Genomic DNA, 23,938 nt, shown 5'->3' with positions numbered 1-23,938 from the left:
CGAGCGCGGCGCAAGAAGGGGGCGGGCGGCCACCGCCGTCCGCACCCCCCCGTGCGTCAGGGGTGGCTGCCGCCGCCCCGTAGTTGCATGTCGACGTCGACCACGCCTTCGACCGCCCTGGCCAGGCGGGCCGCCACCGGGATGAGCGAGGTGTCGGCGATGGTGCCGGCGAGGGTCACGATGCCCTGGGACACCTCGACAGTGAGCTGGTGCCGCCGGGACGCGAAGAGCTGGCCGACGACCGTGCGCCGGACCTCCTCCGCGATGTCCTCGTCCTCGCGGAGGAAGACCTTGAGCAGGTCGCTGCGGCTGACGACGCCTTCGAGGCGGCCGACGTCGTCCACCACCGGCATCCGTTTGATGCGGTACCAGGCCATGGTGCGCGCGGCCTGCGCGAGGGTGGCGTCCGCGTGCACGGTGACGGCGGGCGCCGTCATCAGCTCGTCGGCCGTGACACCACCGGACTTGATCAGCGCGTCCAGTACGCGCATCTGCTCGATGCGCGAGGGGGTGTGGTCCCGGAACTCCTCCTTGGGCAGCAGATCGGCCTCGGACACCACACCGACCACCCGTCCCTCGCCCTCGACGACGGGCAGGGCGCTGATCTTCCACTGCTCCATCGTGCGGACGATCTCCTTGAACGGGGCGGCGCGGCCGATGCTGATCACGGTGCGGGTCATCACGTCGCCGACGGTGCGGGGGCTGTTCCCTTGCGTCACGGGCTCCTGCATCACGGACTCCTTCAGCGCGGGCTCCTGTCCCCAGGGTTGTGCATCGTGGGCCCGTGCACCACACACCCGTCCTCCTCGGGGCCGGAGCCGGGGCCGGCGGTGTGAGGAGGATCCGGCGGCCCCGGCGGCAGGTACCTGTGTCCGGGCCCCGGGCGCCCGGCCGGGGCCCGGACACAGGTGGTTCAGCGCACCCCGCTCCCGTACGGCCCGTACAGGTCGAGCAGCCGGGTACGGCTGCACCGCAGCCGGTCCCCGATCACCTCGGCGTACATGAGCACCAGCGCGTGCCCCAGCGCGGGGTCCTCGTGGCACAGCGCCCGGATGTCCGCGGCGTCGAACTCCCAGGCCCGTACCGGGCTCAGGGCCTCCGCGCCCAGGTGCCGGCTGTACGGCGGGAACAGCCACGACCAGCCCAGCAGGTCGCCCGGCTGCAGGGTCTCGACCACCGCGGCCCGGCGGCCCGGTACCCGGATGTCGAGCTGCACCGTGCCGGTACGGACGATCCAGAAGCGGTCGGCCTTCCGGTCCTCCTCGAAGATCCTCGTCCCGGCCGGGAAGGAGACCTCCCGTGCCCGTGCCATCAGCCGCGCGCGGTGTTCCGCCGGCAGCGCACCGAGCCGTCCGGTCATCGTCCTCACCGCTCCACCTCCGCTTCCTGCGCGGCACCGGCGCCCCGCGGCCGTCCCAGGCAGGCCGCCGGGCACCGGCGCCTCCCCGGGGCCGGGGTTCCCATGCCTTCATGGTCCGCCGCCCCAAGTGCCCGGCGGGATGGGCCGAACAGCCCTTCCACCGGGCCGAACAGCCCGGCGTCCGGCCCGTTTCACGCCGACGCGGCGCCTTCGTGGCGGGGCGTCGGCCGCCCGACGCGCCCGCTTCGCAGGAGGTGGACGGTGTCGGTGTGGGCGGCGACCAGGTCCGGTTCGTGGCTGACGAGGACGAGGGCCAGCCCGCGTTCCGTGCGCAGACGGGTGAGCAGGTTCAGGACCGCGGCGGCGGTCGCCGGGTCGAGGGCGGAGGTGACCTCGTCGCACAGCAGCAGGTCGGGTTCGGTGGCGAGGGCACGGGCTATGGAGGCGCGCTGGCGCTGGCCGCCGGAGAGTTCGTGGGGGTAGCGGTGGGCGAAGTCGCCGGGAAGGCCGACGGCGTCGAGGAGGGCGCCGACCCGGGCGGGCATCCCGGGGGCGGTGACGACCCGGTGGAGGCGGAGCGGGCGGGTGAGGGTGGCGCCGATGGTGCGCGCGGGGTTGAGGGCGCCGAGCGGGTTCTGCGGGACGAACTGGATGCGCCGCTGCTGGTCGCGGCTGCGGCTGCGGGCGTTCGCGGGCAGCGGCCGGCCGTTCCAGGTGAGGGTTCCGGCCTGGGGGATCTGGAGTCCGGCGAGCGTGCGCAGCAGGGTGGTCTTGCCGCATCCGGACGGGCCGACGAGGCCGGTGGCGCAACCGGCGGGCAGGTGCAAGTCGGCGCCCTCCAGGGCCTGGTGGGTGTGGCCCCGGTGGGTGAAGGCCACGTGCAGATTCACGGCGCGCAGGCCTTCGGGGGGTGGTGCGGGGGCCGGGGCGGATGCGGTTTCGGGGGCGGGCGTGTGCGAAGTGGGTTCCGCGGGGGTGCGCGGGGCCGTTCCGGCGGGGGTGCGGGGAGGCGCTCCGGCGTCCAGGACGATCACCGAATCGGCGCAGGACTCGACGGCGTACGGATCGTGACTGGCCATGATGACGGCGAGGCCGTGCTCGGTGGCGAGCCGGCGCAGGAGCGCGGTGATGTCGTCCCGCAGGGCGGCGTCGAGTCCGGCGGTGGGCTCGTCCAGCAGCAGTACCCGGGGGCGGCGGGCGAGTGCGCGGGCCAGCGCGAGCCGTCGCTGCTGGCCGCCGGACAGAGCGCCGGGGCGGTGGTGGGCGAGCACGGCGGGCAGGTGGCACTCGGCCATGACCCGCGCGACGGCCTCAGGCGTGCGGTCCGCGGCCAGTTCGGCGATCAGACGGCGGGCCGTCATACGGGGATCGAGGGCGGAGCCGGGGTCCTGGCCGACGAGGGCGACGTCCCGGCGGCGCAGGTCGCGCAGTGCGCGGGGCGGCAGGGCGAACACGTCCTGGCCGAGCACGTCGATGCTGCCGGAGGCGACGCGGGCGCCGCCCGGCAGCTCGCCGATCACGGCGCGCAGCAGCGTCGTCTTGCCGGAGCCGGACGGGCCGGTGAGCGCGGTGATCCGGCCGCCGCGCAGCCCGAGGCTGGTGCGGCGCAGCAGTACGGGCCCGGTGGCGAGGCGGATTTCGAGGTCGGTGACCGTGACGGGGGAGGGGGAGTCGGTCAAGGCGGAGTCCTGTGGGGGCGTGCGCGCTGGCGCGGGGCGGCCGGGAGTCATCGCAGGGCGGCCCTGCGGGCGGTGGCGGGGGCCAGGGCGTTGGCGGCGAGGTTGACGCCGATGGCGAGCAGGCCGATGGCCAGGCCGGGCGCGAGGACCGCCCACGGGTTGAGGAGGATGCCGGGGCCGTTCTCGCGGACCATCAGGGCCCAGTCGGCCTCCGGCGGCCGGGGCCCGAGCTGGAGGAAGCCGGCCATGGCGATGACGTAGACCGCGTCGACGAAGCGCAGGCCGAACAGGGCGAGGACGGTGGCGCGCAGGTTGGGCAGGATCTCGCGCAGTGCCAGGTACGCCGGGCGTTCGCCGCTCGCGACGGCCGCTTCGACGAATCCGGTGGCGGCGACCGGGGCCGCCGCGCCGGCGACGATCCGTACCGCGTACGGGGTCCCCAGGACGACGGCGGCCACGGTGATCGCGGGGCGGCCGCCGCCGGGCCAGGCCAGGGCGAGCAGCATGATGCCGAGCACCGGCGGGAGGAGGATGGCGGTGTCCGCGGCGCGTTCGACCAGCCGCCCGAGCCGTGGGCTGAGGACGGCGTAGCAGCCGAGCAGGGTCGCCAGGAAGGTGACCACGACGGCCACCACGAGTGCGCTCCCGATCAGCGCGCTCCCGCCGTGCAGGAGGCGGCTGAGCACGTCGCGGCCGAGCTGGTCCCCGCCCAGCGCGGCGCCGCCCGTGCCCGCCTCGCCGTACGGGGCGGTGACCGGCTTGTCGACCGGGTGCGCGGCCAGCAGCGGGCCCGCCAGCGCCACCAGGACCAGCAGCGCGGCGGGGACGACGGGGGCGAGGACGCGCGGCGACGGGCGGCGGGTGCCCGGCCGGGCGGGTGCCGTGGTGGCGCTCATGCGCGGGCTCCCAGGGTGCGGGCGCGTACCAGGTCGGCCAGCAGCAGGACGCCGGTGATCAGGGCGGCCGAGCAGGCGACGACGGCCGCGATGACCGGGGTGTCGCGGTCGGCGACCGCTCCGGCCAGCACGGTTCCGATACCGGGGTAGTTGAAGAGGGTCTCGACGACGACGGTGCCGCCGAGCAGCATGCCGGTGGAGGTGGCGACGCCGGTGGCGATGGCGGGCCAGGCGCCCGGCAGCGCGTGCCGGAGCAGCACCTGCCGGGTCGGCAGGCCGTCCAGGCGGGCCGCTTCCACGTGTGGCGTCGCGGCCTGGTCGGCGAGCGCGGCGCGGACGATCCGGGTGTTCCAGCCGGTCTGCGGAACGGTCAGGGCCAGTACCGGCATGACCAGCATGGTCCAGCCGGCGGGGGAGCCGTCGGCGCCGGTGACGGTGGCGGCGGGAAGCCAGCCCGTCCACAGCGACAGCACCAGCAACAGGGCGACGGCGACCACGAATTCGGGCAGCGCGAAGGCGGCGGTGGAGGTGAGGTCCACGATCCGGTCCAGGAGGCCCTTCGGGCGCGCGGCGGCCCAGCTGCCCAGGGCGAGCGCGGCGAGCACGGTCAGCACGAAGGCGGTGCCGCCCAGCAGGACGGTGTTGGGCAGCGGCGCGGCGAGCAGGTCGGCGACGCGTTCGCCGCGGGCCGAGGTGCCGAGGTCGCCGGTGGGCAGCGCGGTGATCCAGTCCCAGAAGCGCTCCCACACCGGCCGGTCCAGGCCGAGCAGGTGGCGGCGCGCGGCGACACCGGCGGCGCCCTCGCCGCGCTCGGACGTGGCCGTGGCCGCGTCGCCCGGCAGCAGTTCGATCGCGGCGAAGACGAGCGCGAGCAGCACGACCAGCACGAGCGCGCGTTTCGCCAGGACGGCCGCCGCCCGCGCGGCGAGGGCTGCGGCGCGGCGCGCGGCCGGTTCCCGCACGGGCCGGGTGGCCGCCTCGGCGGTCCGGGTGCCGGTCTCCGTCACGGGGCGAGCCAGACGTTTTCGAGCTGGACGCGCCCGTAGCCGGGCAGCCTGGGCAGGCCGTGCACCTTCGGCGCGGCCAGGTCGATGCCGTCCGCCATGCCCCACAGCAGGTAGCCGGACCGGTCGTGTTCGATGCGCTGGAGGCCGTGCAGGGCGGCGGTGCGGGCCGTACGGTCGGCGGTGCCCATCACCTTGCGGTACGCGGCGTCGAAGGCCTTGTCGGACCAGCCGGCCTCGTTCTGCCCGGCCCCGGTGGTCAGGGTCTTGGAGGCGAAGAAGACCACCGAGTCGTTGGTGCCCCAGTAGTTGGTGTAGAAGTCGCCCTTGAGCCAGGTCTTCTGGTAGAAGGCGCCGGACTCCTGCTTGACCACCTCGATCTTGACGCCCGCCTCGCGGGCCTGCGAGGCGAAGAGGGTGGCGGACTCGGCGAGCCCGGCGATGTCCTCGGTGGTGACGAGCTGGTACGTACGGGAGAAGTCGAACCCCGCTTCGGTCAGCAGCCGCTTCGCCCCGGCCAGGTCGCGTTTGCGCTGCGGGATGTCCTCGGCGTAGGCGGGGTCGCCGGTGCCGAGGATGTCGTTGGCGACCGTCCCGTACCCGGACAGCACCTGTTCGACCATCGCCTCGCGGTCCACCAGCCGCTTCATCGCCTCGCGGACCTTCGGGTCGGCGAACGGGCCGCCGGAGGCGCGCATCACGATGGGCATGGCCATGTCGTCGGGACGCCGCACGACCTGGATGTCCTTGCGGGCCCTGGCGGTTCGGGCGGCGACCGCGCCGACGTTGGAGGCCACGTCGATCTGACCGGAGAGCATCGCGTTCGCCATCGCCTGCGGGCTCTGGAACATGGTGACCTCGACGGCGTCGAGGTGGACCGCGCCGCCGTGCCAGTGCGGGTTGCGCAGCAGCCGGGCGTTGCCGCCGCGGTACCAGTCCAGCTTGAACGGACCGGTCCCGGGCGCCTTGGGTATCTCCTTGTCCGGGGTGTCCTTCTTGAGGACGAATGTCGACAGCCGGGTGAGCAGCGGGAGTTCGGCGTTGGGGTAGTCGGAGACGAGGACGACGGTGCGCCTGCCGTCGGCGGTGATGTGACCGGCCGTCACGCCGGGGAGACGGGCGGCTCCGGACGGGGTGCCGCGCAGGCGGCGCAGCGACCAGACCACGTCCTCGGCGGTGACGGGCGTCCCGTCGTGGAAGGCGGCGTGCTCGGCGATGGTGAAGCGCCAGGTCCTGAGGTCCTTCGAGGGGGTGAAGGCGGAGGCGAGGCGGCCGACGGTGTTCTCCTTGCCGCCCGGCGCGGTCAGCGTGTCGTGGACGAGGGCGATGACGAGGTAGTCGCTCTCGTTTCCCTGGGTGCCGTGCGGGTCGCGGGTGATCGCCGAGGTGCGGCCCAGGGCGCCGATGCGCAGGGTGCCGCCCTGCCGCGGGGAGCCGCCGGCGGCGGGTGCCGTTCCGTTGCCGTCGCCGCACGCCCCGAGCAGCGCCGCCGCTCCCAAGCCCCCTCCGGCCCACAGCAGTTGACGCCTTTTGAAGTCCACGCTGCCTCGCTTTGGTCGGTCGGTCACTTAGGGTTGCCTACCCTAATGACAACCATCCCCGCAAGGGCGCTCGCCGTCGAGTGCGCCTATTGCCCCTCGTCAACTGGGCCTTAACGGGCGGGAGTTGCCCGAAGGCGGGCAGGCGCGACATAAGAAGTGAGGTTTGCCTTACCTAAGTTGGGTGGGTAGCGTCGTTACTGTCCGCCGGACCCCGGACACGGAGCGGCAGCCAGGACCGCACCGCGTCCGGACTGTCGAGCGCGCCGCGCCGGTCCACACCGCGTCGCACCGGACCCGATTCCCACCCTCAACGAGACGGACTACCTCGACATGACCACGGGAGCCGCACCCGTCCGCCAGCTCGACCCCGCCGATGCCACGGAACTGCGCCGGACCGCCGAGAAGATCCTCGCCGCGGCCGGCAGCACCACCATCGCCTCACCACAACTCCTCGCCCGCGTGGCGGAGTCAGCCGCCGCACTGCCCCCGGCGGCCCGCCACCAGCTGCGCCCGGTCGACACCGACGACGGCCTGTTCGTCCTGCGCGGCCTGCACGTCGACGACGCCGAACTCGGCCCCACCCCCGCGGGCTGGGCCACCGCCGCCGACAGCGGCGCCGTGCACGACGTCGTCCTGCTGCTGCTCGCCACCGCCATGGGCAACCCCATCGCCTGGGAAGGCCAGCAGGACGGCCGCTTCGTGCACAACATCGTCCCGGCCCCCGGCCACGAGACCCGGCAGACCGGCGCCAGCAGCGCCGTGCTGCTCAGCCCGCACACCGAGGACGCCTTCCACCCCGGCCGCGCCCACCTGCTGATGCTCAGCTGCATGCGCAACCCCGACCGCATCGCCACCACGGCGGCCGGCATCCGCCGTGTACGGCTCGACGACGCCGACATCGAGCTGCTGAGCCGACCGCTGCTGCCGATCCTGCCCGACGCCGCGTACGCCGAGGCGCGGCACTTCGACGGCGGCCCGCCGCCCGCCGTCGCCACCCTCTTCCGCTCCGAGGACGGCCTGACGCTGCGCTTCGACCCCGCCTACACGCCCCTCGACGACGCCCCGCCCGCCCACCGGGCCGCCTACCGGCGCCTGACGGACGAACTCGCCCGTGTCTCGGGCGCCGTGCGCCTGGAACCCGGCGAGGTGCTCGTCGTCGACAACGACCTCGTCGTACACGGCCGGGTCCCCTTCAGTGCCCGCTACGACGGCACCGACCGCTGGCTCAAGCGTGCCTCGGTCCGTGTCCCCGCGCGCCGTACACGCTCCCTGGCCGAGGAATCGGAGCACGGTTACGGTCAGGCCGCCATCGAAGCGCACGCCGGATGACAGTTCGCAGCTCCCCGAGGACGGACATGACCGACAGCACCGTGGCCGACGACACCCGATCCATACCCGCCGACGACCGGACCCTGCGCATCCTGTCCACCAGCGACCTGGCCGGCCTGGACATCGCCCTCGCCGATGTCGTGGCCACCGTCGAAGGCGCCTACCGCACCCTGGCGGCCGGCGGCTCGGACAACCCCCGCAAACTCACCGTCAAACCCGGCGACGGGCACTCCGTCGCCTACGCGATGCTCGGCCGGGACGGCTCCCGCGACGTCGTCGCCGTCAAGACCTCGTACAAGCACGGCCTCGGCGAGGACCGCGGAAACCAGCACTACTACACGACACTGACGCTCTACGACGACGTCACCGGCCTGCCCGTCGCGATGATGGACTGCGGCCGTGTCGGCGCGCTGCGCACCCCGGCCGTCTCCGCCCTGCTGGCCCGCGAGTGCGCACCGCCCGGTGCCCGCAGCGCCCTGGTCATCGGCACCGGCACCCAGGGCCGCCTGGCCCTGCCGTTCCTGCTGACGACGCTGCCGGACCTGGAGCGCCTGATGCTGTCCGGCACCCACCCCGAAGGCATCGCGGCGGTCCGCGCGGAGTTGCGTACGCACTTCCCCGACCGGGACCTGGACATCGTCACCGACCTGCGGGCCGCCGCTGCCGACGCCGACGTCCTCGTGGCGACCGCGGGCGGCCACACCCCGGCGGCCGTCGAGGCCGACTGGCTCAAGCCCGGCGCGCTGTCCGTCCTCGTCGGGCACGGCCTGGCGCCGTCCACCCTGCACCGCGCCGACCGCGTCGTGGCCACCAGCGAGGCGCAGATGAAGGTCACCGGCACCGACATGGCCGACGCGGCCGGGCGCTTCCCCGCCGTGGACGCCGAGTTCCCGGCCGTCCTCGCCGGGACCGCCCCCGGCCGCGGCGCGGCGCAGGAACGCATCTTCGCGTACAACAGCGGCCTGGTCGTCACCGACATCGCCCTCGGCCACCGCCTCGCCCAACTCGCCCTCGGCCAGGGCCTGGGAACGCGGGTGGCACTGTGGCGCTGACCGGCCTGCGCCCCACGGACGTACCGACGCTGCCCGCCCACACCGACCCCGACACCGAACAGATCATGGACAGCGGCCTGCTGCACGAACTGTCCTACGCCTTCGACGGCCCCTTCCACTTCCTGGTGCCGCACCGCTTCGACGCCAACCTCACCGCCTTTCGCACCGCACTCGACGACACCGGGGTGGCAGGGCGCGTGTACTACGCGAAGAAGGCCAACAAGGCCGCGGTCTGGGCGGAACGCTGCGCCGCCCACGGAGCGGGCGTGGACGTGGCGAGCGTCCCGGAACTGCGCGAAGCCCTCGGACACGGCGTACGCGGCGAGCACATCGTCGTCACCGGACCGGCCAAGAGCGACGGACTGCTGCGCCTGGCCGCCCTCCAGGGCTGTCTGGTCGCCGTCGACGCCCTCGACGAACTCGACCTGCTCATCACGCTCGCCCTGACCGGCACCGCCCGCCCGGCCCGCCTCCTGCTGCGCCGCCTGCCGCCCACCCAGCCGCACAGCCGCTTCGGGATGACGGCCGCCGAGACGGACGTGGCGCTCGACCGGTGCGTACGCGCCGGGGGCGCCGTACAGCTGGAGGGCTTCAGCTTCCACCTGTCCGGGTATGCCACCCGGCCGCGCGCCGACCTCGCCGGGGAACTCGTCGAACACTGCCTGCGGGCGCGGGAAACGGGCCTGCGGGCCGACCGGATCAGCATCGGCGGCGGCTTCGCCGTCGACTACAGCAGCGCGCGCGACTGGCACGCGTTCCTCGCCACGCAGCGCCCCGAGCACTACCACGCGCACAAGACGTTCGAGGCCGACGGCTTCTACCCGTACCACTCACCCGTCGCCGGAGCCGACGCCCTGCGCGCCGTCCTGGACACCGTCCCCGAAGGCGGGCGCACCAGCCTCGCCGGGCGGCTCAAGGAGACCGGCACGCTCTTGATGCTGGAGCCCGGCCGAGCCCTGCTGGACGGCGCAGGCGCGTCCGTCTTCCGCGTCCAGGGCGTCAAGGAACGCGACGGCTACCGCGTCCTGACGGTCGACGGCACCAGCCTCAGCCTGTCCGAGCAGTGGTTCAACAGCGAGTACCTGCCCGACCCGTACCTGGTCACCCCGGACGGGCCGGCCCGCGGCGACGCGGTGCACCCCGCGTGCGTCGGCGGCGCGACCTGCCTGGAGTCGGACCTGCTGACCTGGCGCAAGATCCCGTTCCCCGCCCGGCCCCGGGCCGGCGACCTGCTGGTCTACCCGAACACCGCCGGATACCAGATGGACTCCAACGAGTCCCCGTTCCACGACCTGCCGCTGCCGCCCAAGGTCGTCGTGGACCGCCTGGGCACCCGGCCGCGCTGGCGCCTGGACCGGCACCCCGCCCGCTGAGGCCCGCGACCGGCCACGCCCCGTCGCCCCGCCGCCGTACGACCCCTGTGACCAGCCCTACTCTGCTCAGGAGTACGCCCGTGAACCAGGCCCTCGCGCGGCCCGCCGTAGTTTCGCGCCTGTCCGATCTCATCGGCTGCACCCCGCTGTTCGAGCTGTGCCGCACCGAGACGGGCAGCCGGCTGCTGCTCAAGCTGGAGATGTTCAACCCGACCGGCACCGCCAAGATCCGGATGGCCCGCCGGATGATCCTGGACGCCGAGGAGCGCGGCGCCCTGCGGCCCGGCGGGCGCATCGTCGAATCCACCTCCGGCAACACCGGCCTGGGCCTGGCGGTCATCGCCGCCGAACGCGGCTACACCTTCACCGCCGTCGTCGACCACCACGCCTGCACCGACAAACTGCGCGCCATGAAGGCCCTGGGCACCGAACTCGTCTACGTCGCCGACGACGGCACCGAAGAGCTCGCCACCGCCGCCCGCGAGGAACTGGCCGCCGAGCTGGCCCGCGGACAGGCCAACACCGTCTTCACCGAACAGCACAACAACCCCAGCAACGGCGTCGGCTACCACCCCGTCGCGCACGAACTCCACCAGGCCCTCGACGGGCGGATCGACACCCTGATCGGCGCGGTGGGCACCGGCGGCGCCCTCTGCGGCACCGCCCGCGAACTGCGCACGCTCGTACCCGGCTGCCGGACCGTCGGCGTCGAACCCAAGGGCTCCATCGCCTTCGGCGGCCCGGCCCACGACTACTACCAGTCCGGCACCGGCACGCCCGAAGGCGCCGAGATCGGCGCGCTCGTCGACTTCGACCTGATCGACGAGGGCGTGAAGGTCGGCGACGTCGAAGCCTTCGCCACCGCCCGCGCCGTCGCCCGCGCCACCGGACTGCTCATCGGCGGCTCCGCCGGCGGCGTCGTCCACGAGGCACTGGCCCGGCTCCCCACCGCCCCGCCAGGTGCCACCATGGTCGCTCTGGTCAACGACGGCGGCGAGAAGTACCTGGACACCGTCTTCAACGACGACTGGATGCACGCCCGCGCCCTCCTCGACCGCGGCCTGGAACGCGAAGTCGACGAAGCGCTCACCAAACTCCGCAGGATATGAGCCCCGCCATGCAGCCCACCACACTCCTCCGCGACAGCCGCGCCCTGGCCGCCCTCGCCGTCCCCCTCGTCCTGACCCAGCTCGCCCAGGTCGCCCTGACGACCACCGACACCGTCATGATGGGCACGCTCGGCACCACCGACCTCGCCGCCGGCGGCCTGGCCATCGTCATCTTCAACCAGCTGCGCACCATGGGCGTCGGCCTCGTCACCTCCGTCGGCAACGGCATCGCCGCGGCGGCCGCGCGGGCGGAGACGACGCGCGGGCGGAAGGACGGCGACGAGCTCCGCGCGATCGTCCGCGCAGGCCTGGCCGTCGCCACCCTCGCCGGGCTGACGGGCGCCGTCCTCATGCTGCTCATCGGCCAGGCGCTCACCTGGCTCGGGCAGGAGGCGGACGTCGTCGACCGCGCGCGCACCATGCTGCTCGCCCTCGCGCCGGGCCTGCTGCCGTGCCTGTGGTTCCAGGCCGTCCGCCAGTTCACCGTGGGCATGCGGCGGCCCCAGGCCCTGCTGCGCATCACGGTGGTCTCCGTGGCCGTCAACGCCGCCCTCAACTGGGGCCTGATCCACGGCATCTGGGGGCTGCCCGAGCTGGGCCTGCCCGGCGTGGGCGTCGCCACCACACTCGTGTACTTCCTCTCCTTCCTGGCGCTGTACGCCTGCGCCAAGCGGGACGCCGTCCTCGGCCCCCACCTCGGCCTGAACATCGCCAAGGCCGACCGCGCCGCTGTCGTCCGCCTCGTCCGGCTCGGCGTGCCCATCGCCGCGACCTACGGTTCCGAGGCCGGGTTCTTCTCCGTCACGGCCCTGATGGCCGGCTCGTTCGGCAGCGCCGCGCTGGCCGCGCACACCGCCGTCAACCAGCTCGTCTACATCGTCTTCCAGGTCGCCGTCGGCCTCTCCCACGCCGCGTCCATCAACGTCAGCCGCGAACTCGCCCTCGGCCGTACCGACACCGCGCTGCGCATCAAGAACACCGCACTGGCCTGCGCCGGCGCCGTCATGACAGTCGTCGCCGTCGTCTACGCCACGCTGCCCGGCCTCGTCCTCGGCCCGTTCTTCGACACCGGCGGGACCCGGGACGCCGAAGCCGTCTCCATCGCCACCCACCTGCTGCTGGTCGTCATGGTCCTGCAGTTCTTCGACTGCGCCCAGAACATCGGCGTTGGCCTCCTGCGCGGACTCGACGACACCAGGAGCGGCTTTCGCATCACCCTCGTCGGCTACTGGGCCGTGGGCCTGCCCGCCGCCTGGCTCCTGGGCTACGCCGCCGGACTCCACACCCTCGGCATCTGGCTCGGCCTCCTCACCGGCCTCGCCACCACCGCTGTCCTGCTCCTGCGCCGCTACAGTGCCGCACTGCGCGCCCGGACGGCCGCCCCGCGGACCGTACGGACGGCGTGACGACGCCCGCCCCTACGGCCACACCACTTTCCGGAAGGCGTACGAGCCGTCCGGCCGCAGCTCCACCAGCGCGAGCGGCTTGCCCTCCGGATCACCGTGGTCGTCGAAGCGGATCGGCCCGCTCACCCCGTACACCGGCTTGCTCCCGCTGATCTGCAACAGCATCTGGCGGATGCTGCCGGTGGTGACCGGGCTGTTGCCCTGCCGGCCGGCGCCCTCGCGAATGGCGACGCCCAGGGTCAGCAGGGCGTCGTGGCCCATCATGGCCTGACCGTCGGCCAGCTCGGTGTCCGTGCGGCGGATGTCCTGCCGGTAGGCGTCGCGGAACTGCGGCAGCGGGTTGTCGGCGCCGGGGTAGGCGTTCGTCCACTGGTCGGGGTGGGCCAGTACGGTGCTGTACACGGTGAGGCGGCTGCGCTCCCACACCTTCCGGAACGCCTGCCGCGCCTCGTAGCTCTCCGGCACGTCGAAGACGCCCACCACGTCGTCCGCGGTGACCACCGTGGTCGGGCAGCGCCGGCCGGCCGCCGCCATCGCCTCGATGAAGACGCGCAGCGCGCGCCCCCGCCCCGCGAAGTACAGGGCGTCCGGCGGGTCGGCGCACACCCGGTCGGCGAGGGAGGAGAAGGCGTTGGCGGTGGCGGGGTCGGCCGAACTGTAGGCCAGCCCGGAGTCGGTGACCTTCAGGCCGTGGCGCGCGGTGGCCGCGGTGAAGCTCCGGTACAGGGAGGTGCTGAAGGTGTCCTGCTCGCTGCGGTCCTTGATGGTCGTCACGCGGTACGGACGCTGCTGCCCCGGGCGGTTCTGCAGGTTCCGCAGGTAGCGCACCGCGGCCGACGCCTGGTCGGAGTTGGTCGCCGCGACCCGCCAGAAGCCGGTCTGATCCGCCCTGTTGATGCCGTCGGCCGTCACGGTGGAGCCCATCATGGGAATCCCGGCCTCCCGCAGGGCGTCGATCGCCTGCTGGGTGGTCCGGCGGCTCTGCCCCAGACCCGCCACGGCGACCAGGTGCCGGTCCCCGTCCTTCATCTCCTTGAGCTGCTCCACCAGCGGCTGCCACTGCTGCGACCCGGTGCCGCTGTTCGCCAGCAGCAGCTTGATCTGCGGCGAGTCGCCGCGCCCGCCGCGCCGCGGGTCGTTCAGCTCCCGCTGGGCCAGGTAGGCCCCCTCCAGCTCCCGCCGTATGCTGTAGCGCCCCCGGTCGTCGGCGCCCGGCCGCATCGGCTGGAGGTAGGCCACCGAGACCCAGGGTTTGCCGGACTTCGCCACCCGGTCGTTCTCCGCGAGGATCTGCCGCGAGATGTCCCGCAGCGCCGCGTCGAAGACGTACGAGCCGTCGGTGACGCCCACGCACTCGCCGCTCGGCCCCTCCTTGCGCACACCGTCGGCGCACCGGACGAACACCCTGTCGTAGAGCCAGCAACCGCCCACGCCCAGGGCGGCCGCGGTGACCACCGCGACGGCGACCCGCAGCCGGACGCGGGGCCGCGGCCGCGGGACCGTGATCTGTTCGTCGTCACTCATCCGGCGGTCACCACGGCTTCCTCTCGTAGGCGGCCGCCCGCTGCCACAGCACGTCGTGGTCCGTCTCGTCGCTCAGCCGGCCGCTCAGATTCTGCAGTGCATCGACGATCTTCGGATACAGCTCGGCCACCGGATCGCCCAACGGGTCGCACCACAGCGACGCGTACGGGTCGGACGCCGGGTGGGTGGTGATCCACCCGGCGACCAGCAGCCGGGTGATCATCAGCTGGTCGGGCGGGCTCTGCGCCCGGTCGATCCGGTGCTGGAACTCCGCGCCCGCCGAACGCCCCAGCGCGTCCGCCTCCCAGCGGCGCGGCGCGCGCTGAATCCAGGACAGCTCCTCGCACCACGCCCGCGCCGACCCGTCGCCCCGGCACACACCGAGGAAGCGGTCGTGCAGGTAGGACGCGGTGCCCTGGACGTCACCGCCCGCCAGCCGGTGATAGGCGCCGACCCGCCCCGACTCCGCGCCGGCGCCGAGGAGTTCGTGCACCAGCTCCCACGGCGGGGTGGCCCCGGCGGGCGCCGCGGACTGCGACAGCCTGCCCAGCAGCAGCCTGCGGACGACATCCGGGAGAGCGCTGTGCTGCTGCCCGTCGAAGGTGATCCGCTCGGCGTGCCGGTCGTCATGGGCCAGCCCGCGCAGGAGCCGCGGCGGGGCGTCGGCCTGCCGCCACAGGTCGGTGGCGCTCGCCGCCTGCCCGAGGGTGACGGCCGCCGCGGCGCGCGGCAGGGCCCAGTCGGCCAGTTCCTGCGGCAGATCCTGGAACAGCAGGTCCAGCAGGCCGTCCGCGACGGAGTGCGGCCCTTCGGGAGCCATCACCATCCGCAGCCGCCGCCCGCAGGGCACCTCCGGCGCGAAGTCCTCCAGCGCCTCCAGTACCGCCCGGGTCGCGGCCGGGTGGCCGCGCGTCAGCTCATGGACCGTACGGCCCAGCCAGGCCACCGGATGCGTGATGCCCGCCAGCGCCGACTGCGGCATCCGCTTCACGTACGGGCGGACCTGCTCCTGCACCTCGACCCGGTCCAGCGGACGCAGCTGCGCCACCTCCAGCCGGGCTCCGCCGCCGGGCCGGGTCACCACCCGCGGCACGAACAGCTCGGGCCCGTCCTCCCGCTCCGGCGGCTGCCAGCACGACAGATAGCCGCCGAGCTGCCGCGGTCCCCGCTCCAGCTGCCGCAGCACCTCCGGTGCGCGGCGCGCGCACGCCACGACCACCAGCGGGTCCGGGTGCCCCGGCCCGGCGGCCCGCGCCTCGACCAGGGCCTGGAGGAACGCGTCGCCCAGCTCGCTGTCGGCGTTGTCCAGCAGCACCAGGCAGCGCAGCGTGCGGGTGCGGTCGCCGCCGTGTTTCGTGTACGCGCCCTGGAGGTCGGCGAGGAACGCCTGGAGCAGCACCGACTCGGCCCGCTCGCGCTGGGCGGCGGTGCCGTGCCGGAAGTGCTGGTTCAGTTCGACGAGGGCGTCCGCCGGCACCTGGGGGCGGGAGCCGCCACGCGGTACGCGGCCCAGCCGCCGGTGCACGCCCCACCACACCCGGGCCCGCTGCCAGCCCTGTATCAGCGGCACGACCGCCGCCGACCAGCCGGGCAGCCCCATGGGCACGCCGACCGAGGTCACCAGCTCCCGCAGCACCGCCAGCGAGTGGTCCTCCGCGCGGCCCGTCCGCAGGGCCTCGCGCATCTGGCCCAGCGCGGCGTCCCGGCTCTCCGGGTCGGCCTCGGCGGACAGCGCCATCAGCAGGACGGCGAAGGACGGCAGGGCCAGCGGAGGAAAGCCCGGACGGCGGGCGTTGAGCTGGAAGGCGATGCGGGCCAGGACGTCTACGGGATGGTGCACCCCGTCGTCGAGCGCCGCGAGGTCCAGGGCGGCCAGCGGTGCCGGGCGGCCCCAGTTCTCCAGCCGGCCCGTCAGCTCGGTCTTGCCGCTGCCGCGGGGCCCGAGGAGCAGCAGGACCGGGTGCCGGGCGTGCTCGCCGTGGGCACGGACGAGCCGCTGCCCGACGAACTCCCGGATCTCCAGATCACGTCGGGACTGCACCGTGCCCCCTCGTGGCCACCGTCGTGAGTGATAAGGATGCAGCAAACGGCGGCCTGTGCAAGGTGGTTCGGCAGCAGATGTAACCGGTGTGCAGCATGATGCCAGTGGGGTGCGGCAGGGCCGGCCGCTCGCGTCACACGTGCGAGGAACGTGCGGTGCCAGTACTCAGTAGCGACTCCTGGGAATGCCGGCGTCACGCGGTCCGTACGGGGCGGAGTCCAGCCAGCGCCCGGCCCGGCGCGAGCGGGGCGCCGCGGCGGCGGCCAGCCGCTGGGCGGCGCGGTGCCGGGGAGCGGGCGCGGTGAGGTGGGTGAGGGCCTGCCCCGCCGCCCGGCGGTTGAGCAGCGCGGCCCGGTGGCGCGCGGCCGCGAAGCCGGCCACGTCGCCGTTGGTCAGGGCGTCGGCGGCCGCCGCGGCGTCGGCGATGCCGGAGTTCAGGCCGCGCGCACCGAAGGGGGCGAACAGGTGTCCCGCCTCCCCGGCGAGCAGCACCCGGCCGTGCGCGTCGGTGAGGGCGTCGGCGACCACCTGCTGGAAGCGGTAGTGCGAGGACCAGGTGACGGAGCAGGCGTGCCCGTCCGGCAGCAGCGCGGGCAGCCAGTCCGCCGCGCCCCCGCCGAGCGCGTCCGGGTCGTCGTCCGGCCGGCACTGCACGTCCACGCGCAGCCCGCCGCGGAACGGCACGGTCAGGACGTTGCGCCCGCCCATCCGCGGGTCGAGATAGTGGAAGGCCCGTTCGCGCGGCAGCGGGAGCGCGGGGTCGTCGGCGACGTCGAGCACGAGGAACGCGTGCGGGGAGCGGGGGCCGCGCAGCCGTACGCCGACGGCCCGGCGCACCGCCGACCGGGCCCCGTCGCAGCCGACGGCGTACGCGGCCCGGTGCACGGCCCCCGGCGTGCGCACCAGTACGCCGTCGGGCCCGGAGGTGACGCCGATGACCGGGGTGTCCCAGCGGATGTCCGCTCCGGCCCGGCGGCAGGCCGCGCGCAGCAGCCTCTCCATGACCGGCTGCGGAAGGCTGGAGAAGGGCGCGCGGTCCGCCGGGGGCGGGACGTACGTACGGCGGTGGACCTCCCGGCCCGCGAAGGAGGTGCATCTCGCGCCCCAGACCAGCCCGTTGCCGACCAGCTCCGCGCCGAGCACCGGGTCGGCGGCGGCGAGGGTGGCCAGCGACTGCCGGTGCAGGAAGATCGCCCGGCTGCCGAGCCGCGGCGCTTGCTCCGCCGCCGCTTCCAGGACGGTGACGGCCGCTCCGCGGGCCCGCAGCAGCAGTGCCGTGGCCAGTCCGACCGGACCGGCGCCCACGACGACGACGTGCGTCGATTCGGTGTGCGTGACAGCCTTGGTGTGCATGACGGCCTCCTAATGGGGCAGCCGGCCGCGGGCGATCTTGCCACCCGCGGTGGTGGGGAGTTCGGGCAGGAACGTCGTACGGCGGGGGATCTTGTACGGGGCCAGGTGCGCCCGGCAGTGGGCGAGGACCGCGGCCTCGTCGGCGGCCCCTTCGGCGACGGCCGCGATCCAGGCCTGGGGAGACTCGCCGCGCACCGGGTCCGGCATGGCGGTGACGGCCACCGCGGCCACGGACGGATGGGTGGCGATCACCCGCTCCACCTCGGCCGGATAGACCGAGTAACCGCCGCACAGGATCACGTCCTTGAGACGGTCCAGGACGGTCACTCCGCCGTCCTCCGCCACCCGTCCGACGTCCCCGGTGCGCAGTTCGCCGCCGGGCATCAGGACCCGCGCGGTGGCCTCGGGCGCGCCGAGGTAGCCGGGGGTCACGAAGGGGCCGCGTACCAGCAGTTCACCGTCCTCGCCCGTACGGACCGCGGCGTCCGGCACGGGCGGCCCCGCGGTGCCCGGGTGGCGGGGGTCGTCGGCGGGCGTGAGCGAGGCCAGGCCGGCCAGTTCGGTCATGCCCCAGCCCTCGGCGAAGACGGCGCCGGACCGCTCCTGCCAGTCGCGGGCGAGCTGCTCCCCGGCGGGCTGGCCGGCGGAGAGCGAACAGCGCACCGACTCCAGCGGCAGCCCGGCGTGGACCAGCAGCCTGCGGTACATCGTCGGCACCCCGGCCAGCACGGTGGGGCGGTGGCGGCGCAGCGCCTCGGCGACCGCCTCCTCGGTGAAGCGGGTGAGGAGGACGAGGGCGGCTCCGGCGGACAGGGCGGCGTTCAGGACGTTGGTGCCGTACGTGTGGGCCAGCGGCAGCGGGCTGAGCACCGTATCGGCGGGCCCCAGCGCGAGACGCCGGGCGATGTTCTCGCCGCCGAGGCGCACCGCGTGCCGGGACTGGAGTGCTCCTTTGGGGCGCCCCGTGGTGCCGGAGGTGTAGGCGATGGTCGCGATGCCGGCGAGGTCGGTGGCGGGGGAGCGGGGCGGGTCCGGGGGGCCCGGTGGCGGCGGGCCGGGTCCTTCCGCGGTGAGGACGAGCGCGGCGCCGCTGTCGCGGGCCGCATGGCGGATCTCGTCCGGCGCGGAGGCGGCGTTCAGCGGGACGCCCACGGCGCCCAGTGCCGCCAGCGCGAGGTGGTCGACGACCCACCGGCGTCCGTTGGGGCGGCAGAGCACCGCCCGGTCGCCGGGGCGCAGCCCCGCCGCGGCCAGCTCGGCGGCCCGGCGGGTGACCGCGGCGCGCAGCGCGCGGCGGGTGAGGGAGCCCTGTTCGTCGATCAGGGCGAGGTCGGTGTGGTGATGGCAGGACATGACAAGCTCGCTTTCTAGGAGGCCGTTTCGTGGCGTCGCGTCGGACGCGAGGTACGGGACGGGAAGCACGGGACGGGACGTACGGCTCAGGCGGCGGGCCGCCAGGCGGTCGCCGCGGCGTGGACCGTCCGCAGCACCTCGGCCGAGGTCCGGCCGTTCCCGTCGAGCAGCAGGCCGCCGGGACGGCTGCCCACCGAGTAGTGGGTGTCGAAGAACGTGTCGACCTCGGCCGCCTCCGTGGCCCCCGGCCGGGGCGCGCACACCCACGTCACCGGAGTGCCGGTGGAGGCCACGGCCTCGATCAGCGCGGGCAGTTCGGCCACCGTCCGCTCCGGGCCGAGCCGTACGGCCAGTACGAGCCGTCCGGGCACCCGGCCGGGATTGAGCGACACACACCGCGCGGCGACCTCACGGGGATGGCAGCCGGGCGGCGGGCGCAGCCCGGCCACGGCGCCGGGCCGCGGCACGCGGTCGCCGTCGGACGTCCACCGGACCTGGCCGACGACGGACGGCGGACAGGGGTCGAGGAACGTCATCAGCTGCGGGAAGTCGTCCAGCCACGCGGGGGAGCGGGCCGCGGCCCGGTACTCCTCGGCGATCCACCGGGCCTCCCGGGGCAGTACGCCCGGCGGGGGGTGCCCGCCGGTGACGACGGTGACGGGCACCCCGGCCGTGTAGTGGACCAGCCCGGCGGCCACCGTCGTCAGCGCTCCGGTCGCATGGCGGCCCAGGTGCAGGAGGAACGCCTCGCCGTCCGCCGTCGGGGCCAGCGCCGGGTGCGGTCCGGGTCCGGCGGGTCCGGCGCGCCCGATCTCCTCGGTGAGCGGGCGCGGACGGCCCAGCAGGCGCTGCCGCGGCGCCGGCGCCGGGACGACGACCGGCTGCGGCCGGACCGCGGCCGGGCCACCGCCCGGCGCCGGTGCGTCGCGCCCGTCGCCCTCCTGCCCGGCGGGCACCAGGCGCGGGTTGAACAGTTCCCGGATGAACAGCCAGGGCCGGTCGCCGTCGAGCACGACGTACGACTTGAACACGGCGGGCCGGCTGCGGCCGTCCTGCTCCCACCCGGCCACGCCCACCTCCACCAGCCGTCGGGTGCGCATGGCGCCGCTCGCCCGCAGGCCGTAACCGATCGGCGTACGGGGGCTGGTGAGGCACGCGGCCAGCGCCGGGTCGTCCGGGACGAGCCCGACGACGGTGTTGAGCGAGACGGGCGTCAGCGCGGCGTCGGCCAGCGCGGAGCGGCGCACCAGGACCTGTTCGTCCCGGCCCAGGCTCAGACAGCGGCGGGTCAGCGCGTCCTGCGCGGTGGCGGGCGCGGTGCCCTGGTGCAGCACGCGCAGCCGCAGGGGCGTGGCGAGCGCGGACTCCAGCAGCGTGGTGGTCAGGCCGTCGCTGGCGAGCAGCATCCGGGTCAGCGGGCTGGCGAACCGGGCGACGTCACCGAGGTCGAAGGGCCGCGGGGCAGGCCGGTCCGGGGACCGGCCGCCGACGCCCGCGCCGCCGTCCGGCAGGTGGCGGTCGGTGCTGGGATAGCGCAGAGGGGTGAACACGGTTCAGGTCCTTTCCATGAGAGGCACGGCGCCGAGCGCGACGGAATCGGGGTCCACCGCGTCCAGGCGGGGCCGGGGACAGCGGGCGTGGCGGCGGGCGCGTGCCGCGCCGGCCAGCTCGCGCAGCAGCTGGGCGGTGCCGCTCCAGCCGACGCACGCGTCGGTGACGCTCTGCCCGTGGACCAGCGGACGGCTGCCGGGGTCCTGGCGGCCGGGCACGAGGAAGCTCTCCAGGAGCACACCGCGCACGGTGGTGTCGCCGTCGGCGACCCGTACCGCGAGGTCGTCGGCGACCACCCGCTGCCGCTCGTGCTGCTTGCCGCTGTTGCCGTGGCTGGCGTCCACGAGGACGCGGGCCGGCAGCCCGGCACCGGAGAGCAGCTCCGCGGCCCGGCGGACGTGCGCCGCGCCGTAGTTGGGGCCGTCCGCGCCGCCGCGCAGGACGACGTGGCAGTCCGGGTTGCCGCTGGTGCGCAGCACGGACACCGCTCCGGCGCCGGACGCGCCGAGGAAGGTGTGCGGCGCGGCGGCGGCCCGTACGGCGTCGACCGCGACCTGGACCGAGCCGTCCGTGCCGTTCTTGACGCCGACCGGCATCGGCAGGCCGCTGGCCAGGTCCCGGTGCACCTGGCTCGCCGCCGTACGGGCTCCGACGGAGCCCCACGCGACGACGTCGGACAGGTACGCCGGGGTGGCCGGGTTGACCCATTCGCAGGCCACCGGCAGGCCGGACTCGGCGATGTCGAGCATCAGGGACCGGGCCTCGGCGAGGCCGCGGCCGAGGTCGGCGCCGCCGTCCAGGCCGGGGTCGCCGACCAGGCCGGGCCAGCCGAGGCAGGAGCGCGGCTTCTCGACGTAGACCCGCATCACGACGAGCAGGTCGTCCGCCAGCCCGGCCGCCGCGTCCCGCAGCCGGGACGCGTAGTCGAGGGCGGCCGTCCGGTCGTGCACGGAGCACGGCCCGACGATGGCGAGCAGCCGGTCGTCCCGGCCGTCGAGGACCCGCACGATGTCGTGCCGGGCGGTCATGACGGTGTGCGCCGCGTGGTAGGTCAGCGGCAGCTGTTCGCACAGCTGCGCCGGGCTCGGTGCGGGGAGGACGCGGGTCTGGCCGCCGGTGGGGCGGACCCGGCGTCCGTCGCGGTGGCGGATGCGGGCGGTGGACGGGGTGTCGGTCGGGGTGGTCATGGTGGTTCGCTCCTTCGGTGCGGGGCGGGCGGTGTTCTCGGGGGGCGGGTTCCGGCGCGTCATGACGTGTGACCTCCGTGGCCCCCGCCGCCCCCGGTGCCGTGGCCGCCGCCGTGCATCCCGGGGTGCATGTCCATCACCGGACCGGGCATGACCGTGAACGGCCGCATCATCGCCTCGTCCTCGTGTTCGAGGATGTGGCAGTGGTACATGTAGCGGCCCGAGCCGCCGTCGAACTGCCCCAGTACGGACACCAGCTGGCCGGACCCGGCGGGCGCGGGCGTGGTGTCGCCGACCCGCACGGTGTCCTTCCAGCCGATGCCGGCGCCGGTGGCGGGCAGCTCGCCGGTGAAGGTCACGGGGGTGACGGTGCCGTGGCCGCGTACCGTGCCGTCGCCGTGGAACAGCCGCTGGAAACCGCGGGCGTCGTAGTTCTGCCGCCGGGTCTCCTGGAAGCGGATCAGGTGGATGTGGAAGGGGTGCACGGGCCCGCCCAGGTTCAGGACGTTCCACTGCTCCCAGCCGCCTTCGCGGGCCATGATCGTCGTGGCGTCGTTGAACATCTCCGCGACCCGGCGCAGCGTCAGCAGGGGCTGTCCCGGCCGCTGCACCTGCACGATGCCGTCACTGGGGATCTCCACCGCCGAGGCGTCCTCGACGGTCTCCATCTCCCACATCATCGGCATCCCGGTCGCGGCGGGCGGGGTCAGCACGATCCACCGGTGCTCGTGGTCGGGCGCGGTGGCATGGCTCAGCCGTACGTAGGACGGGCTCAGCCGGCCGGACAGCGTGAACGGGTCGTCCGCCGCCTCGTCCGCGACCCGGAACTGCAGCACCTCGGGCGAGGGCGCCGGGCCGGGCGGGTTGGTGGCGGCGTCGGCCCAGTGCACGCGCATCCCGCGCAGTACGGAGAAGTCGGCCAGTACGTCGGCGCGTTCGCCGGGTGCCAGGGTCAGGCCCTGCTCCGGCAGCGGCTCCGGCTCGGGCAGCAGCCCGCTGTCCGTACCGATCTGGTGGAAGGCACGGGCGACCAGCTCCGGGTCCACCGGCGTGCCGTCCTCGTGGCACAGGCGCAGTGTGTAGAACCGCGCGTTGGAGCCGTTGACCATCCGGAAGCGGTACCAGCGCGCGTCCACGTCCAGGTGCGGCTGCACGACGCCGTTGACGACGTTGTACGGGCCGAAGAACGGCCGCGGCACGTCCTGGTCGTCCCGCAGGACCTTGTGCATCAGCACACCGGTCGGACGGCCCTCCCAGTCCGTGTCGACGTTGCGGTCGCACAGGACGAGCGGGATCTCGCGGGCGCCGTCCGGCAGGCCGAGCGCCGCCTCCTCCTCGTCCCGTATCCAGTACATGCCGGCCAGGCCCGTCATCACGTTCAGCGCGGTGATGTTCATGGCGTGGTCGTGGTACCAGAGGGTGCAGGACGCCTGGTCGTTGACGTACTCGGAGAGCTGGGTCTCGCCCGGCGGCACGGCGTTGTCGGTCCAGCCGTCGTTGACGCCGCCGGTGCGCGCACCGTGCAGGTGCACCACCGTCCAGGGCGGCAGCGCGGCCACTTTGCGGTCGAAGGTGTCCGCCGGGCCGTAGCCGGGGCGCATGGTGTTCGCCGGCACCCGCGTCTCCACCTTGATCAGCGGGTACGGGCCGCTCAGCCCGTTGGCCCAGGACACCCGCAGCCGGGTGCCGCGCCGCACCTCGATCGTCGGTCCGGGGACCTGGCCCTCGTACGCCCACATCAGCGACGGGGGAAGTTGCGAGTGCAACGAGACGCGGACGGGTTCGGTCCGTACGGTCAGCTCGGCGCGGCCGGTCTCCGGATCGGGCTCCGGCCGCAGGAGCGGCGGAATCCGCAACGGGTCCAGGAACGGTTCCAGGGCCGGGGGCGCGGGGGCGGCCGGGGTCTGCGGGACCTCCGGGGGCACCGGGGCCGGCGAGGCGGCGGGTGCCGGTGCGGTCAGGACGGCCGGCTCGGTGGCGGTGGCCGTGGGGGCGGCCGTGGGGGTGGGGGTTTCGATCAGCTCAGGCATCTCGGGACTCGATTCCGGGCGATGGGAAGGTTGACTCCCTCACCGTGCGCCCCGGCAGACCCTCCCCACATCGGGGAAAACACGGGCCCCACTACTGAACCGGTACGGACCGGAAAGGCCGCACTACTGAGTCCGCCGGCCTCAGGCCTC

Annotated in this window: 18 protein-coding genes; 5 read left to right on the top strand and 13 right to left on the bottom strand. The window is 74.5% G+C overall.

Translation table 11 applies throughout. The annotated features are described in order from the left end of the window. Positions 1-56: 56 nt before the first annotated feature. From ACFV57_RS34300 to ACFV57_RS34275, 6 genes are all read right to left on the bottom strand, one after another. Positions 57-731 carry a CBS domain-containing protein gene (locus ACFV57_RS34300; RefSeq protein ID WP_385240229.1) on the bottom strand — a complete coding sequence of 225 codons (675 nt, stop codon included), beginning with the start codon at positions 729-731 and terminating at the stop codon, positions 57-59. Between the two features lie 182 nt (positions 732-913). Then, the gene (locus tag ACFV57_RS34295) at positions 914-1,360 is read right to left on the bottom strand and encodes a cyclic nucleotide-binding domain-containing protein (protein WP_385240267.1); all 447 of its coding nucleotides are present in this window, start codon (positions 1,358-1,360) and stop codon (positions 914-916) included. A gap of 191 nt (positions 1,361-1,551) precedes the next feature. Then, entirely contained in the window at positions 1,552-3,039 is a 1,488-nt protein-coding gene (locus tag ACFV57_RS34290; RefSeq protein ID WP_385240227.1) for an ABC transporter ATP-binding protein, read from the bottom strand. Between the two features lie 47 nt (positions 3,040-3,086). Continuing rightward, positions 3,087-3,935, bottom strand: coding sequence for an ABC transporter permease (locus tag ACFV57_RS34285; RefSeq protein WP_385240225.1), 849 nt, complete (start codon positions 3,933-3,935; stop codon positions 3,087-3,089). Further along, positions 3,932-4,942, bottom strand: a complete 1,011-nt coding sequence (locus tag ACFV57_RS34280) for an ABC transporter permease (protein ID WP_385240223.1) — start codon at positions 4,940-4,942, stop codon at positions 3,932-3,934. Before ACFV57_RS34280 ends, ACFV57_RS34285 begins: the two co-directional genes overlap by 4 nt. Next, complete coding sequence (locus ACFV57_RS34275) at positions 4,939-6,480, bottom strand: ABC transporter substrate-binding protein (protein WP_385240264.1); 1,542 nt, start codon at positions 6,478-6,480, stop codon at positions 4,939-4,941. The genes ACFV57_RS34280 and ACFV57_RS34275 overlap by 4 nt, the downstream gene beginning before the upstream one ends. Positions 6,481-6,810: 330 nt before the next feature. Here ACFV57_RS34275 and ACFV57_RS34270 point away from each other — a divergent pair, with 330 nt between their 5' ends. The 5 genes from ACFV57_RS34270 (at position 6,811) to ACFV57_RS34250 (ending at position 12,749) form a co-directional block, all read left to right on the top strand. After that, positions 6,811-7,809 (top strand): TauD/TfdA family dioxygenase, encoded by a 999-nt coding sequence (locus tag ACFV57_RS34270; RefSeq protein WP_385240221.1) that lies wholly within the window; start codon positions 6,811-6,813, stop codon positions 7,807-7,809. Between the two features lie 26 nt (positions 7,810-7,835). Further along, a complete protein-coding gene (locus ACFV57_RS34265) occupies positions 7,836-8,861 on the top strand; it encodes an ornithine cyclodeaminase family protein (protein ID WP_385240219.1) in 1,026 nt (341 codons plus the stop codon). After that, positions 8,852-10,234 carry a Y4yA family PLP-dependent enzyme gene (locus ACFV57_RS34260; RefSeq protein ID WP_385240218.1) on the top strand — a complete coding sequence of 461 codons (1,383 nt, stop codon included), beginning with the start codon at positions 8,852-8,854 and terminating at the stop codon, positions 10,232-10,234. Before ACFV57_RS34265 ends, ACFV57_RS34260 begins: the two co-directional genes overlap by 10 nt. An 80-nt stretch (positions 10,235-10,314) precedes the next feature. After that, positions 10,315-11,343, top strand: a complete 1,029-nt coding sequence (locus ACFV57_RS34255; protein ID WP_385240216.1) for a cysteine synthase family protein — start codon at positions 10,315-10,317, stop codon at positions 11,341-11,343. Between the two features lie 8 nt (positions 11,344-11,351). Further along, positions 11,352-12,749: an MATE family efflux transporter gene (locus ACFV57_RS34250; RefSeq protein WP_385240214.1), complete on the top strand. Its 1,398-nt coding sequence runs from the start codon at positions 11,352-11,354 to the stop codon at positions 12,747-12,749. Between the two features lie 12 nt (positions 12,750-12,761). On the opposite strand, the gene ACFV57_RS34245 is transcribed toward ACFV57_RS34250, so the two are convergent. The 7 genes from ACFV57_RS34245 to ACFV57_RS34215 all read right to left on the bottom strand — a co-directional run bounded on the left by ACFV57_RS34245 (position 12,762) and on the right by ACFV57_RS34215 (position 23,788). After that, positions 12,762-14,273: an ABC transporter substrate-binding protein gene (locus tag ACFV57_RS34245; protein WP_385240212.1), complete on the bottom strand. Its 1,512-nt coding sequence runs from the start codon at positions 14,271-14,273 to the stop codon at positions 12,762-12,764. 7 nt (positions 14,274-14,280) lie between these two features. Further along, the gene (locus ACFV57_RS34240; RefSeq protein WP_385240210.1) at positions 14,281-16,314 is read right to left on the bottom strand and encodes a hypothetical protein; all 2,034 of its coding nucleotides are present in this window, start codon (positions 16,312-16,314) and stop codon (positions 14,281-14,283) included. A 165-nt stretch (positions 16,315-16,479) separates the two neighbouring features. Next, complete coding sequence (locus ACFV57_RS34235; protein WP_385240208.1) at positions 16,480-17,667, bottom strand: FAD-dependent monooxygenase; 1,188 nt, start codon at positions 17,665-17,667, stop codon at positions 16,480-16,482. 9 nt (positions 17,668-17,676) lie between these two features. Then, complete coding sequence (locus ACFV57_RS34230) at positions 17,677-19,020, bottom strand: class I adenylate-forming enzyme family protein (RefSeq protein WP_385240206.1); 1,344 nt, start codon at positions 19,018-19,020, stop codon at positions 17,677-17,679. Positions 19,021-19,106: 86 nt separating this feature from the next. Next, positions 19,107-20,570 carry a 3-deoxy-7-phosphoheptulonate synthase gene (locus ACFV57_RS34225; protein WP_385240204.1) on the bottom strand — a complete coding sequence of 488 codons (1,464 nt, stop codon included), beginning with the start codon at positions 20,568-20,570 and terminating at the stop codon, positions 19,107-19,109. Positions 20,571-20,573: 3 nt separating this feature from the next. Beyond that, positions 20,574-21,758 (bottom strand): 3-deoxy-7-phosphoheptulonate synthase, encoded by a 1,185-nt coding sequence (locus tag ACFV57_RS34220; RefSeq protein ID WP_385240202.1) that lies wholly within the window; start codon positions 21,756-21,758, stop codon positions 20,574-20,576. Between the two features lie 59 nt (positions 21,759-21,817). Continuing rightward, positions 21,818-23,788: a multicopper oxidase family protein gene (locus ACFV57_RS34215; protein ID WP_385240200.1), complete on the bottom strand. Its 1,971-nt coding sequence runs from the start codon at positions 23,786-23,788 to the stop codon at positions 21,818-21,820. Positions 23,789-23,938 lie beyond the last annotated feature (150 nt).

The organism is Streptomyces sp. NPDC059788, assembly GCF_042732265.1.
Taxonomy (GTDB): domain Bacteria; phylum Actinomycetota; class Actinomycetes; order Streptomycetales; family Streptomycetaceae; genus Streptomyces.
This window is presented reverse-complemented; position numbering and strand designations above follow the sequence as displayed.